This is a genomic window from Nocardia sp. 2TAF39 (assembly GCF_052114905.1).
Lineage (GTDB): Bacteria > Actinomycetota > Actinomycetes > Mycobacteriales > Mycobacteriaceae > Nocardia.
This window is the reverse complement of the sequence record NZ_JBFRFQ010000008.1, coordinates 111303-124523: the sequence shown is the minus strand read 5'-3', so window position 1 is coordinate 124523 and position 13221 is coordinate 111303. Positions and strand designations below refer to the sequence as shown.

General features: G+C 64.7%; 11 protein-coding genes. 3 read left to right on the top strand and 8 right to left on the bottom strand.

Annotated features, from left to right (window positions below):
- Window positions 1-349: 349 nt before the first annotated feature.
- From AB4Z47_RS07450 to AB4Z47_RS07425, 6 genes are all read right to left on the bottom strand, one after another.
- Window positions 350-970 carry a hypothetical protein gene (locus AB4Z47_RS07450; RefSeq protein WP_441948972.1) on the bottom strand — a complete coding sequence of 207 codons (621 nt, stop codon included), beginning with the start codon at window positions 968-970 and terminating at the stop codon, window positions 350-352.
- Between the two features lie 392 nt (window positions 971-1362).
- On the bottom strand, window positions 1363-1908 hold the full coding sequence (locus tag AB4Z47_RS07445) for a hypothetical protein (RefSeq protein WP_441948970.1): 546 nt from the start codon (window positions 1906-1908) through the stop codon (window positions 1363-1365).
- The gene (locus tag AB4Z47_RS07440) at window positions 1905-3068 is read right to left on the bottom strand and encodes a hypothetical protein (protein ID WP_441948969.1); all 1164 of its coding nucleotides are present in this window, start codon (window positions 3066-3068) and stop codon (window positions 1905-1907) included. Before AB4Z47_RS07440 ends, AB4Z47_RS07445 begins: the two co-directional genes overlap by 4 nt.
- 66 nt (window positions 3069-3134) lie before the next feature.
- Window positions 3135-3500, bottom strand: a complete 366-nt coding sequence (locus tag AB4Z47_RS07435; protein WP_441948967.1) for a hypothetical protein — start codon at window positions 3498-3500, stop codon at window positions 3135-3137.
- A gap of 74 nt (window positions 3501-3574) precedes the next feature.
- The gene (locus AB4Z47_RS07430; protein ID WP_441948965.1) at window positions 3575-5200 is read right to left on the bottom strand and encodes a hypothetical protein; all 1626 of its coding nucleotides are present in this window, start codon (window positions 5198-5200) and stop codon (window positions 3575-3577) included.
- Window positions 5201-5370: 170 nt separating this feature from the next.
- Complete coding sequence (locus AB4Z47_RS07425; RefSeq protein ID WP_441948964.1) at window positions 5371-5928, bottom strand: CAP family protein; 558 nt, start codon at window positions 5926-5928, stop codon at window positions 5371-5373.
- Window positions 5929-6374: 446 nt separating this feature from the next.
- Between AB4Z47_RS07425 and AB4Z47_RS07420 the strand changes: the two genes are divergently transcribed.
- Window positions 6375-6965, top strand: coding sequence for a hypothetical protein (locus tag AB4Z47_RS07420; protein ID WP_441948962.1), 591 nt, complete (start codon window positions 6375-6377; stop codon window positions 6963-6965).
- Window positions 6966-7194: 229 nt separating this feature from the next.
- On the opposite strand, the gene AB4Z47_RS07415 is transcribed toward AB4Z47_RS07420, so the two are convergent.
- On the bottom strand, window positions 7195-8757 hold the full coding sequence (locus tag AB4Z47_RS07415; protein WP_441948960.1) for an MFS transporter: 1563 nt from the start codon (window positions 8755-8757) through the stop codon (window positions 7195-7197).
- A 29-nt stretch (window positions 8758-8786) separates the two neighbouring features.
- Entirely contained in the window at window positions 8787-9338 is a 552-nt protein-coding gene (locus AB4Z47_RS07410) for a hypothetical protein (RefSeq protein ID WP_441948958.1), read from the bottom strand.
- Window positions 9339-10074: 736 nt separating this feature from the next.
- Between AB4Z47_RS07410 and AB4Z47_RS07405 the strand changes: the two genes are divergently transcribed.
- Window positions 10075-11043 (top strand): TIGR03557 family F420-dependent LLM class oxidoreductase, encoded by a 969-nt coding sequence (locus tag AB4Z47_RS07405; RefSeq protein WP_441948956.1) that lies wholly within the window; start codon window positions 10075-10077, stop codon window positions 11041-11043.
- A gap of 736 nt (window positions 11044-11779) precedes the next feature.
- Complete coding sequence (locus AB4Z47_RS07400) at window positions 11780-13039, top strand: hypothetical protein (protein ID WP_441948954.1); 1260 nt, start codon at window positions 11780-11782, stop codon at window positions 13037-13039.
- Window positions 13040-13221 lie beyond the last annotated feature (182 nt).

Sequence of the window (13221 nt, the reverse complement as noted above, 5' to 3'; positions counted from 1 at the left end):
TGTCGACTTCGTGTTGATATCGGAGCTCGATGCAACGAACTGCTGCGAGAGGCATTACTCGACTGATGGCACGAACTGCCGCTGATGACTTGTCCGACAAGGTATCTGCCCGGTGATCCGTATCTCGGGGCAACGCACTCGGATGCCGTGGATCGCGCGTTCGGTCAGTCGTTGGTCTCGGCCGCCGGGCTCGGCCGAGATTCGCGGGCCTCGAGATGGAAGCCGTCGCCTCAGAGGGAAATGACTTCGGCGTAGCGGACCAGCCGGTCGATCTTGGCGGCGACGAGGTCATCGCCGAACACATCGCCCACCGACCGAACAGCCTATCGCTGCTCCAGCGGCATTCGGATCACTTCGTGAGAGCCTTGCCGCCATTCGGAGCCACCGCGAACCATGTCCCGCCGACACCCTGGCCGAGCAGATCCCCCGGCTTCTGGTCCTTCGAGAAGTAGTACACCGGCCAACCCCCGATGGTGATTTGGCAGGTACCGTCGGCACGTTCGATGAACCCGACGAGCTGAGGGTCGACACCCGACGCGTACACCGACTGGTCACGGGCCACGGTCAGCGGCGGCCAAGTCACGGCGCACTGCCCGGCACAGTTGGATACCGACGGCTTCGCGGTGTCCTTGTCGAACCGGTACAGCGACCGGCCCGGCCCGTCCGACACATACTGTCCGACACTCGGGTTGCTGGTCACCTCGAGCTGCACCGCATTCGCGGTCCCGGCCGGGGCTGCTCCGCCGTAGATCTTCAGCCAGCCCTGCGTCTTCGCCACTGCGGGGGCCTGCTTGGCGACGGGTGCCAGCGCAGCGGTGGCGGTGGTCGACGCCACCTGCGACGCCGACGCGGCAGCCGGCTCGGGCTGGCCCCCTTTGTCGCCACCACAGGCGCTCAGCAGGCCCGCGAGAACCACCGCGGTCGCCGCGACCGGCACTGCGGCACGCTGGAATCGTTTGGCTGAACTCATGTTTCGGACCTTCCGTCGCTGTTCGATGAGGCGCACAGTGCATCTCGTCACCCGTACTACGAACTGCCGCGACCACCGGTTCACCCGATGCACCATCATCGCGATGTGCGCTACATCACACCCACTGTGGCAATGGGCTCACTCCGCACCGGCAACGCCGGCGACCAGGCGATCCGGCGGCTGGGGCGGCGAACCGTCGGACAGGCAAGTCGTTGCGAAGCCCGGCACGCACCGCGGACGATCGACCATCGCCAGGTAGAGCCTCAGCGCTTCCTGGGCTGCATGATCTTCCGCCTCCACGACACCCGGGCCCGGAGTACGGCAGGCGCTCGCCCTCGGAAGACCTGCCAGCACGACTTCAGGCGTGCGACGGCAAGATCGCCGTGCCGCGTTCAGAGAATCAGTGGCTGTCGACCGGGCCGGGTCCGACGCCACGCCACGGCAAGGAATACGACAAGGCCGAGCAGCGGCAGGGTGCCGATCGTCCAACTCAGCGGCAGCGGCGGTCCGGGCTGGTCGAGTACCTCTACATTGCCCAGGGTCCCCTCCCCGTGTCCGAGCGGGCCGTCGATCGCGAAGGTGAAGGTGTAGACGCCCGGGTCGTCGAGGGCCTTGACATCCAGGCCCCAGGAGTCGCGCTTGCGGGGATGGCGCACCAGCGGCCTGACGCGTCTGCCGGGTTTGATCCCCGGTCCGGTCAACCGTAGCGTCCCGGACTTCTCGGCGATGCCTGCGTCGGGCATGAAGGTGAAGTCCAGCGACTTCATCGCGCGGATGGGCCACGTGGAGAACCCGACGGTGATGCCATAGGGACCGGCCTGGACACGCTCGGTGTGGACGATGTCGACCGGCGCGTATGCGGATGCGGGGGCGATCGCCACCAGGGAGAGTGTGACCATCGCCAGCACAGTGAAGGCGAGCCTGCGCAGCACCGTCATCGGACCGCCTTCGTCGCGGGTGCGAACGTGGGCAGCATGGTGGCGAATCGGCTACCGAGGAACCCGGCGAGCAGCCCCAACGGCACCCCGAGAATCGTGATTGTCACGACGTCGCCTAATGCGATGTGCGGCATCGCATGAGTGAGGTTCATTTGCAACGGGAACGTCACGCCGACGATGACGCCGGTCACTACACCCGCCACCAACACGATCTTCCTGGCGTCGAAACCGCGGACGCGGACCAGCCAGAACAAACCCTCGACGGCGACGGCCGCGACGATCAGGAACATCGGCATGATGGCGGGCAGTTCCGGTGGGCGTGACGTGAGACCGTCACGCAGCGGGAGCCCGATTGCCGAGGCGTAGGTTTCCGCGGCCCACGGCGAAAACCACCACAGGATGGCCTGCATGGCGCCGAGCGCCGCCGCGATGGCGATGATGGCGCCGGAGCGGGCCAGCAACGCCCCGCCGAGGATGAGCAGCATCGGCCCGAACAGGACGATCCCGAGGATGGTCGGGTCGGCGGGCAGGTGCAGGTTGTTCAATGCGTTGGTGGGAATCGGCGCGAAGGTGATCAGGATCGGGATCGCGAGGACAATGCCGATCCGGCCCCAGAGATGATCGCGGTGGGCTGCGAAGACGATGATGCTGCCGATCATAGTGAGCATGATCGACAGGAACAGTGCCACGTGCGACGGGGTGTTCAGCACCGCGTCGAAGCCGTAGATCGAATGCCATTCCAGATCGAGCAGGCCGTAGAGCAGGAACAATGCGGCGCCCGCTCCAGCGATCATGTAGCCGAGCGGGGCGGTGAGGGTACCGCCGAACACTCGGATGGGTGTGCCGCCCATCCGGGGCACGGGCCGCCCGGCACGTTGGGCGGAGGTGGTGATGAGAACCATGGCGAGGCTGGCGAACCCCGATATGGCGCTGCCGGAATACAGGAACAGGTGCGGCAAGGTGAAGAAGGTGTCGGGACCGACTTCGTTGTGCCACTGGATATCCCAACTGAGGCCCACCAAAGTGACTGCGGTGCCGAGTAACACGACCCAGGCGCCGAAGCGTGCCGCTGTGCCGTTGTCGGACGCGGATACCGCTTCGCCTTCGGTGGCCGGCCCGGCGCGGTCTTCGGTCGCGTCGGACGGTGCTGGAGTGCTCATCAGGGGCGGTCCTTCCTCTGGTCGTGCTCCGACGGTTCTTGCTGATGCGTACGGGCGGGCCTGGTCTCAGCCACCGACCCAGAGCGGTAGCGTGAGTTGGTCGACGCCGTCGTGCGCTTCGATCGACAGTCGAAGCTCCCACGGTCCGGTCATCATCAAAGGCAGCGCTACGGCGTGGAAGCGATGCCGCCCGGCGGGGACCGCCGCGACGGGCTGTCCGGCGTAGCCCATGATCGGCTGGTTCGCCTGAATCTGCACTGCCGCATGGCCTATCGAGGTACCGGCGCGGTCGGTGATGTCGATGTCGATGTCGGTGTTGCCGATCCGAAGGCTGTCGATGGTGACGGTGACGAGGTGGTGGGACGTACCGGTGTTCAACACGAGCGGGCCGGGTGGGCTCGGCCATACCACCCAGAAGATGACGGCGATCACTACGCTCCCTGCGACGAGAACACGAAGGAGACGCGAGCCGCGATCGGTGGCCCGTCCAGCGGAGGTCGACGCGCTCATCGATGCGCCCCCGGTGCCGCCGCGACGTCGAGAACGACGGGAACGGTGAGCACGGTGTAATGCCGTTCGACTTGGATCCAGAGCCGGTACCGGCCCGCGATGGGGAAGGTGTAGGTGAAAGGAACATCGGGTCCGTACGCGGCCACGGTCTCGTCGGGGGCACTGTCGCCGTTGACCGGCGGCATGAGCATGACTCCTCGGCCCGCTACGGCGTCGGTCATGCCATGCATCTCCGGCATGCTCATCCCCGGCATGTCGGACATGCCGTGCGTCGATGTGGAACCCATCGAGTGGGCGTGCCCCCAGATGGGCGAGTTCTGCACGGCCACAGCGATATCCGCGTCGCTGCTGTCCGGCAGCGGACCTGCCGTGATCATATGCCCGACCATGCCGAGCCACGGTTGCAGGTCGGGGGTGTCACCGACTTCGGCGGTGATGGTGGTGGGTACTCCGGCCAACGGGACCGTCGTCCTGATGGTGACGGGAATTGCCTCGATGACGGTTGACGCGGATTTGGCGCCGGCACCGAGATACAGCGGTACGCCCGGCGGCGCCGGCGCAATGCCAGCCACTTGATCGGGCGCGACAGAGAAACCGGTGACGACGCGCACCATTTGGACCCCGCCGCCGCGCCGGGCCAACTCGGCGGACAGCGCATGGCGTCCCGGCTCGGGTGATGCCAAATGGACCTGGTAGTGACCCGGCCCGGTCCGGATCGGGTGCAGATGCGACAAGCGGCCCGTCGGTCCGATCACGAGCAGATGCATCAGGGCACTGTCGTGGATGAGGAGATCGTCGACGGGTGCGCCGGTGGCCGTGTCGATCAGGGCGAGATCGAGATCGCTTGGCTGCCCGGTGGTTACGGGTACACCCTCGACCGTGATCAGGACAGGTGGACGGGAGAAGTCCGAGATCAACGGCTGGTTCAGGGTGTACGGATCTGTGACGTTGTCCACCGTGGGGTCGAGCTGGTTACCGGGCTGCGGGGGCAGCGGCAATGATGCCGACAGCAACGCCGCGGTCACCGAGACGGCAATTCCCGCCACCATCCCCCCGGCCGGAAGCAACGCCCACACGCTGCGCCGGGCGCGCAGTGCTATCAGCACCGAGACCAGCAGCAGCACACCTGCCACCAGGAACCCGCCGTAAACCAAACGCTCCGGTGGAGAGGTGACCTGTTTGGACACGATGAACGGAAGCCGAGCCACCCGCGCGCCGTCACCGATGGCCAGTTCCCATGGCCCGGCCCGGTCCATCGTCAAGGTGGTCGAGTACATCCCGGGGGTGCCACCGAGCTCGACAATGGCCTCAGCAGTGGATGCCCCCGGTGCGGGTATTGCCGGCTGAGCCGTCACCCCCGTCGGTGTCGCCGCGAGCCTGAGCTGCCCGGCGGCGGTATCGGCATGGGTGACGACATCCACGCGCAGCGGCCCAGGGACGCTGGTCACCCGGCGCAGCACGACCGTGAGTTCACGATCACCGAGGGTCTGTGCGACCGAAACATCCGCGCCGGAGGACGGCGAGTCGGCGAACGCAGGAGCGAACCCGACCGCCAGGAACAGGGCACCCAGGCCCGCGACGAGCAGGGCGCGGCAGCGGACAGGACCGGCGACAACAGTCACGACGGACATGTTAGAGGCAGGATCTACGAGATCATCACCTCCAGAGGGGATTCCGCCTCCCTCGCTGGCGTGCTGCCGTGATACCCGAAGTTCCGGATAATCCCTGAGCTGCACTCCCCGAGAGCCGACCGAAGATGAGTCACCGCCTGATCTCTGGGCGCATCTGGCGCCTACCGAGCCGGTGGACGCACGTTGTCGGGAAAACGGCCCTGGTTGTTCCCGGGCGGGTCGTAGTTGGCGACCACGTAGGTCTCCGACGAATCCGGCGCACAGGCGCGCGCCACCCCCAGACGTTCGGTACTTTTCCAGACGACCTGCGTGAAATGCCCGGTTTTCGAGGCAAACCCGGGATTGCCGTAGTCGTAGACAGTCTCTTCGTCCGCCCAAGAGCGGAACGCTTCAGCAGCCCCGGCGTGGCCGGAACCACCGCTTGTCATCATGTACAAGTTTTCGCCGTACTCGGAGTTCGGTCGATGCTCGAAGCTGTGGGTCCGAGCCAAGTGCTGTGCCCATTCCTCGGCGACCTTGTTCAGTGTCTGGTCGAGGTCGAGCCCCGGCGCCTGGTGACGGGCCCGGAACGTGTTGTGGAGGGCAAGCATTTCGTCTCGAAACGCATTGTCGGTGCATAGGTAGTTCGGTTCCTGCTGCGCGGAGGTTGTGCCCGCGCCGGTCATGGCGGCCACGACCGCCAGCGCGACAGCGACTGAGACGAACCGGCCAGAATGCATAGCGATCTCCCTGGATATTGCGCGAGTGGAACCGGTCGGAACGGATACCTCAGCTGCATCCCGGCCCCGCGAACCCTCCGTGCCAACCCGGGTGGAACCGGCGGCAGGGGTAGCGGAAGTTGTTGGGATGGAGCGGATATCGGGCGGTCAGTGTACAGATGCGTCTGCACTTCCGGCGCGGATCGGTCTCCCGGTCCGTGGTGGAGTGGGATGTACAAGGGCAGTTGGCCCCTCGATAATGCGTGGCTGTCCAGGACGGCGAGCCCGCTGGACGGAACGGCGAAGCGGTTCCCGGTGCGCCTCCTTCCCAGCGCGGGGTCTGGGAGCAGGTGTTCGACGACCGCTCGAATAAACGCCCTGACCGCCGTACGGGTCCACCGCCAGATAACGCTGTCGAACAGCGCTGGCAGAGTGTGCACGACTGCTCTAGGAGGTGCTCGACAATCGTGGGTGACTACTTCGAACGAATCGTCGACGTCGAGGTGACCGCTGCGGAGGCGGACGTGCTGGCGGCACGGATGCTGGATTGGATGGTTTCCCGACGGCTGCTCTCGCGGGAGATGTCCGGCGAGGCGATGTACAGCCTCAGCGTGGACAACGGTTATGCGCCCGGACCGGATTGGGCGCAGATCACCCAGGAATGGGGAGATTGGATTCCTGGTCCGGTAGCTGTGATTGTCGGGCGCGCCGATCATTTCGGCGGACAAGGCGCGATCGAGCCGGACTCGGCCGTGTGCCCGCATTGCCAGGCGAAGACTCTGATCATCGACTACCCGCAACGGTGGGAGGCCGATCCCGAGGCTTGGCAGCCATTCCGTGACGGTATCGACGCGTGGAAGCAGACCGGTGTCGGGGCTGCCGGCTGTAATACCTGTGCCGTTGCCGTTCCGGTCACCGAGTGGCACTGGCCGTCCGGGTTCGCCCTCGGCGCGCTCGCCTTCGACTTCTGGGGCTGGCCACCGCTCACCGATAGCTTCATCACCGAGTTCGGTGCACGACTGGGACACCGAATCAGCCATCAAATGGGCAAGTTCTGAAAAATCTGCATCATCGACCGACCGCGCCGAGAATCGTCACTCGCGACGACCATCCGGTGCATCGCCCCGGCCGGCCTGGTGGCGACCGGTGTCGGTGCGGTCGGACCATCTGGATGGCGAACCGCCGGGACGGATACCGCGGCCCGACGGTTCTCGACGTGGTTTTGACGTTCCCGCACAGTGGAGGAATCCGAGACCTTCGGAGCCTGCCGCAGCCGGGAGTGTCCACTCATAGTGTGCTGGCAGAACTTTCCTCTCCGAGAGGTTCGGTCACCCCGAGTTCGGGCACGGGAGCCGCTTGTGGCGATTCCGCCGACACGGGAGTGGCTTCCGGAGATTCCGCCTTGGACAGTGGATCCGCGATGTCCTCCAGGGACTGGCCTTCGGCGTTCACGCCGAAGAACCAGGCGACCACGCCACCGAAGATCATGAACCCGGCGCCGATGAGGTACCCCACCGTGAGCGGGAGCCGGTCGGGACTCGGGTTGTCGGCACCGCCGACCAGATGACCGAAGAGGAACGGTGCGATGACGCCGCCGACGCCTTGCGAGATGGCGAAGAAGAACGAGATGGCTTGACCGCGCAGTTCCAGCGGGAAGATTTCGCTGACCGTGAGATAGGCGGAGGACGCACCGGCCGAGGCGAAGAAGAAGATGACACACCAGAACAAAGTCTGAGTGGTGGCATTCAGGATGCCCGCGTTGAACGCCCATGCGGAGACGAAAAGCAGAAAACCCGATCCTATGTACGTCGCGCAGATCATCTTCCGACGGCCGATGCTGTCGAAGAGTGGACCGAGTACCAATGGGCCGATCAGATTGCCGACGGCAAACGGGAAGAAATAGTAACCCGTGTGATCGTCCGGCACGTTGTAGAAGTGGATCAGCACCAATCCTACGGTGAAGAATATCGCGTTGTACAGAAAGGCCTGTGTGGCCATCATCGTAAATCCGAGGAAGGAACGAGAAGGATATTGGCCGAAGAATATTCGACCCATCTGCAGATAAGAGAGCCGATCCGTGTCCACGATATCCAGAGCTTTACTCTCGTCGACCGGGGGGAGTTCGACTCCTTGACTTCGAACCTGCGCTTCGATCTCGTCGACGGTCCGATCGGCTTCCGCGGCCCGCCCATGGGTGAGCAGCCACCGTGGACTTTCGGGGATGTGCCTGCGCAAGAAAATAATGACGAGCCCGAGGACGGGTCCTATGAAGAAGCCGATCCGCCATCCCCAGCCGGTCGGTATGAAACGTTCGTTGAACAGGACCAGGCTGGCCGCCGCTCCCAACGCCGCGCCGCCCCAATAGGTGCCGTTGATCGCGATGTCGACCCGGCCCCGATACTTGGATGGCATTATTTCGTCGATCGCCGAATTGATCGCTGTGTACTCCCCACCGATTCCGGTGCCGGCGATGAAGCGGAAAAAGTAGAGTGACCAGGCGCTCCAGGCGAATCCAGCCAATCCACTGCCGATCAGATAGATCGCCAGGGTCAGGATGAACAGCTTCTTGCGACCGAGCCTGTCGGTGAGCCGACCGAAGACGAGCGCACCGACGACTTGGCCGGCCAGATACCACGACGCCATCGCGCCGACCTGACCACTCGTCAGATGCAGGGTTCCGGCGTCCTGCAGCGGTCCGGCCATGCTGCTTACGATCTGGATCTCGATTCCGTCCAGAATCCAGGAGACGCCCAGACCGACGACGATGAGCCAGTGGAACTTCGTCCACGGAAGCCTGTCCATCCTGGCGGGGACCAGACTTCGAATTACCTTTGTTTGCGCTGTCGACACCTTGTGATCACCTCATTTTCGTAAGAATGCTAGTTCGTCCACTGGCCCGCATGGGTCTTCGATAGAATCATGCCAATATTCACCGCCCTGTTCTTGATCCTCATCGCATCGGCGATATTTCGGTCGGACATGTCTTTCGAATAGCGCAAGGCCGCTTGGCGCAGATCGCTTTCGAGATTGCTTCCGATGTACCCGCGGGTGTCGTCGTCGACGACGACCTGCGGGACGGCCCCGACACGGTATCCCCGCACAACGAACACCGCCACAAAGAACGCGCCGCTCGACGCAGCAACGACGAGGATGATCGGTGTGGCCACCCGATCGGTGGGGGCGTCGGCGACCTCATTCGACGGCTTGCCGAGCCAGTCGAGCCGGCGGAAGCTCGCCACGAGGCCGATCGGCCAGCTCGCACTCATCACGATGACCATGAACACCGTGAATTCCAGGCTCAACACCAACGACAACGCCGTGTCCTGCGGTGCGAGGAGACTGCCGTGGCCGGTGGCGAACATATAGTCCGACAAGCGAATCCCGGACGAGTCCTGCACACCCGTCCAGGCGAGCCCGTCGATCGCGGACATGCTTCCACCCCGGGCGACCGCGTCGGTGTCGCCAATGGTCACCCCTTCGGGGGCGGTCCGAACCACCGGCAGAACCTGCGTGCCGACCCGACGCCGAACGGCGATCCGCCGCGTGACAGTGGAGTCGACCCAGTCGGGACATCGCACCAGCACGGCGCGCGGCGCCCGAAACGCCGTGCCCCACATCTTGGACCAGCAAAGCCAGGAGTCCAGGGCAAGGCTCGACACGTGCAGTCGCATCCGTCATCACCCCGCCGCGATCACTGGAACCGGTTATTTATGTTACGTGTGCATTGGCTCACTATTTAACGTGCCGTTACTTGGGAGTTCAATGTTTCGCAGCGTAACGTGTACCGTCGCAGCTTCCCGCGGCGGCCGGGGCTAGGCATCTCCCCACCAGGGGGGACGTGCCCGTGCCCGTGCCCGTCGATGAGCAGATCCAGTAGACGGCCGGCCTCAGCGCGGGGGTCCAGGCCGTCGATGGCCAGTGACGCGCCCGCGCTGAGACCGACCGATCCGTCGTCGGACTCGACATCAGAGCGCAACGTCCCGGTGGATGGTCCAGCATGTAGCAAAGTCGTGATCGCGGCAGTCGAACGGTCGCGGCTCTCGGAGAACGGGTCACCGAGCCGGCGCGGATTCGCTGAGTCGGTTTTCCATGCCGGATGCCGGGTACGCCCGCCAACAGCCGGTCTTCCGAGGCGACCGGCCTATCGTGGCGAGCCGGGAGGTGGCGATGCGTGTCGGATACAAACTGGCGGCCGAGGCATTCGGTCCGAACGAACTTGTCCGCCAAGCGATTCGGGCGGAACAGGTCGGATTCGACTTCGTCGAGATCAGCGATCACTTCCATCCGTGGTTGGATAACCAGGGACATTCACCGTTCGCCTGGACAGTGCTCGGCGCGATCGCCGCAAAGACCGAGCGGATCGGTCTTGCCACCGGCGTGACCTGCCCCATCCTGCGGTATCACCCCGCGATCATCGCTCAGGCCGCAGCCACCCTCGCGATCGTGTCCGATAGCCGGTTCACCCTTGGTGTCGGCTCGGGCGAACGCCTCAACGAGCATGTTATCGGCCGTGAGTTCCCGCCCGTGCGCGTCCGGCAGCGAATGCTGCGCGAGGCGCTCGAGATCATCCGGCTGCTCTGGCGGGGCGGCTATCACTCCTACGACGGCGAGTTTCTGACCGTCTCCGAGGCTCGGGTATTCGACCTGCCCGACGCCCTTCCGCCGATCGCCGTCGCCGGGGGTGGACCGGAGGCGGCCCGGATCGCCGCCGAACTCGGTGACGGCCTGTTCGCCACAGAACCGAAATCCGACATCGTCGACCGTTATCGCGCAGCCGGCGGCGTGGGCCCTCGCTACGCCGAGGTCGGCATTGCCTGGGCTCCGGACGAGGAGACGGCAGCACAGGCGGTGCTGGACACGACGCGTTGGGCGGTTACCGGGTGGAAGGTGATGAGCGAACTGCCGAACCCCGTCAATTTCGCCGCGGCGACCACCACGGTTCGTCTGGAGGACATCTACGACAACTTCGCCTGTGGCCCCGACCCGGCGCGCTATCTGGACGCCGCGAAGCAGTACACCGATGCCGGCTTCGATCATCTCGTCATGCAGAACGCTGGGCCCGACCCCGACGGCTTCCTGGACTTCTACCGCCGCGAACTCGACGAGCCCCTCCGCGCACTCACCCCGAGGGCCTGAGCGCCGAGCGATGGCGCCGAGTCGCCACCGCGATGCACATAGCCGGCCTGACCATGGCCGCCGAACACCGCTGGATTCGGCTACGGCGACAGAGGGGTGCCACCTGGAGTCGGCCCCCAGTCCTTCTTCCCCAGCCGGGCCGACCTTCCCCAGCCGGGCCGACCCCGATACCGTCCGCCGATGGCAGCTGGCCGCTCAGATCACCCACCGCCTTCGACCGACTCGGAAGTCTGGACCGCCAGGGGCATTGACAGTATTCGCGCTGACCTCGGCGGCGGCGAACTGCTCTGTGTTCGCGCGGAGATTGAGAACAGACGGCAGTGTCGGCTTACTCATTGAATTGGAAAAGTTGCGGCGGGGGCGCGACGGTGAAAGTGATCCGGGGCGGCAGCAACAACTACACGCTGGAATCGGAAGGCTCGACCACGGTGAACGTCGTCACCGACAACAACCTCGGCTCGGTATGTCGGTAGTCGGCGGACGAGCGTAGCTCACGCTGTCGCCTCCACCGACAGCAGAGTCGGATCACCCACGGCATGAGACGCCCGATGGTTATCTATAGTTCACCGAAGATTCCGTCGACCCCGGAGCCGAAGGGTGAGGTAGGCAACATCAAAACTCGGTAAATTTTGCGTCCCTACCGCTGGGTACGTGATCGAATGCTCAGGAACCCGTTCCAACTGATGGCGAAACCCTCGAATAGGTTGCGGGTCCATGGATCCAGGAGGTTGTAGTTGTGGTCGACGCAAGCGTACCCACGCTGCGTCTGTCCGAGCTGGACAGACTGGGTCAGCTCGACGAGCACAAAATTCTGTCTGCCGACCAAGTGCGATCGACGTCGCAGAAGCTGGGTGTGTCCGAGCAAACCCTATGGCGGTGGCTGGAGGCCCGCCGCGCGGGTTCCGCGCCGGCCGAACCCGACGAGCTCACCGACGCACCCACCAGGCAGGTCGGCTATCGACAAATCAGAATGCGACAGTCCCGCATTGTCACCTTGCCGGAGACGACCGGAGACGAGCCGTTGCCGCAGATCTCCGATGGTGACGTCACGACGTTTCGAGCGGATGCCTACCGCAGCTTCCCGCCGGCCGAGTTCGCACGTATCGATGCCGTCTACACCCAAGGAATCCGAGCGACCTGCCGATGGCTTGCTGAAAACAGCGGCCAGCCGTGCCACCACGACCTGGACCAGAACGGCGATTGGAGCGGACTCGGTGCGCATGCCGACCTCGCCCAGTACATGCTCACGGTTCTTCAACCCCGTCTCACCGTCGCAGATCACCTGCATAGCGGTCGCGGCGCCGGTTTGGTCGAAGAATGGAACGACATCCTGGGCCTGTACCGGTTCCTCGGCGGTCTCGTCGCTGATAGTCCCAGCCGCGGACATACCATCACCCGCCTTCGCGGCGCTCAAGCAGCGTTCCTCCTGCACGGTTTGCGGTTGGACCTGCCTCCGGATCTGGCGTACTCAGTCGGGCCGGGGCTGACCACCATCCCGATCGATCACGAGGTCATCTCCCGTATCCATGCTGGGACTGCCAACGTGGCCGACGCAGCGGCAATCGCCACCGTGCTGTTCACCGGCGCCACCGCGATCGAACTCAACGCGGTTCCTTGCGTCGCGCTCACCGCAGATGCGCTGATCTTCAACGGCCCGATCGGCTACACACATGCATCCGACCTGTACGTGTGGGTGATACCGCCATTGGCACGGCCGCTGCTCCACTCCGCCCGCGTCTACCGGGAAATGCGCGACACATCCGACAGCAAACTGTTCGCCGGAGCTATCGGCGGAGCAGGCTTCCGCCTGCGCAAGATCGCCGCAGCCTGCGGGCTGACCATCCCTGACCTGTACCACTGGCACCACAGTTGGATTCGACAAGCTGGGCTTCTCCGCATGTCCGAGCAACCATCACCCGTTCGCAACACCGATCTTCTGTTCGGTCTGAAGCTCGTCCAACGGCCTCGCCGGCGCCGCGCACGCCAACGAAGATGAGAAATCTGATCCGACGCGCATGCGCCGAAACATCCGCGCCGCACGTGCGGATCAGCAGATTCTCACCACACCGCCCGACCGGCGGCCGCCCAGACGTTCCGAAATGGGCTGACGCAGACCGTGGTCCGGACCGGCCGATCGAGGACTGGCGCCACCTGACCGGTCGTCACACACGAGACCTG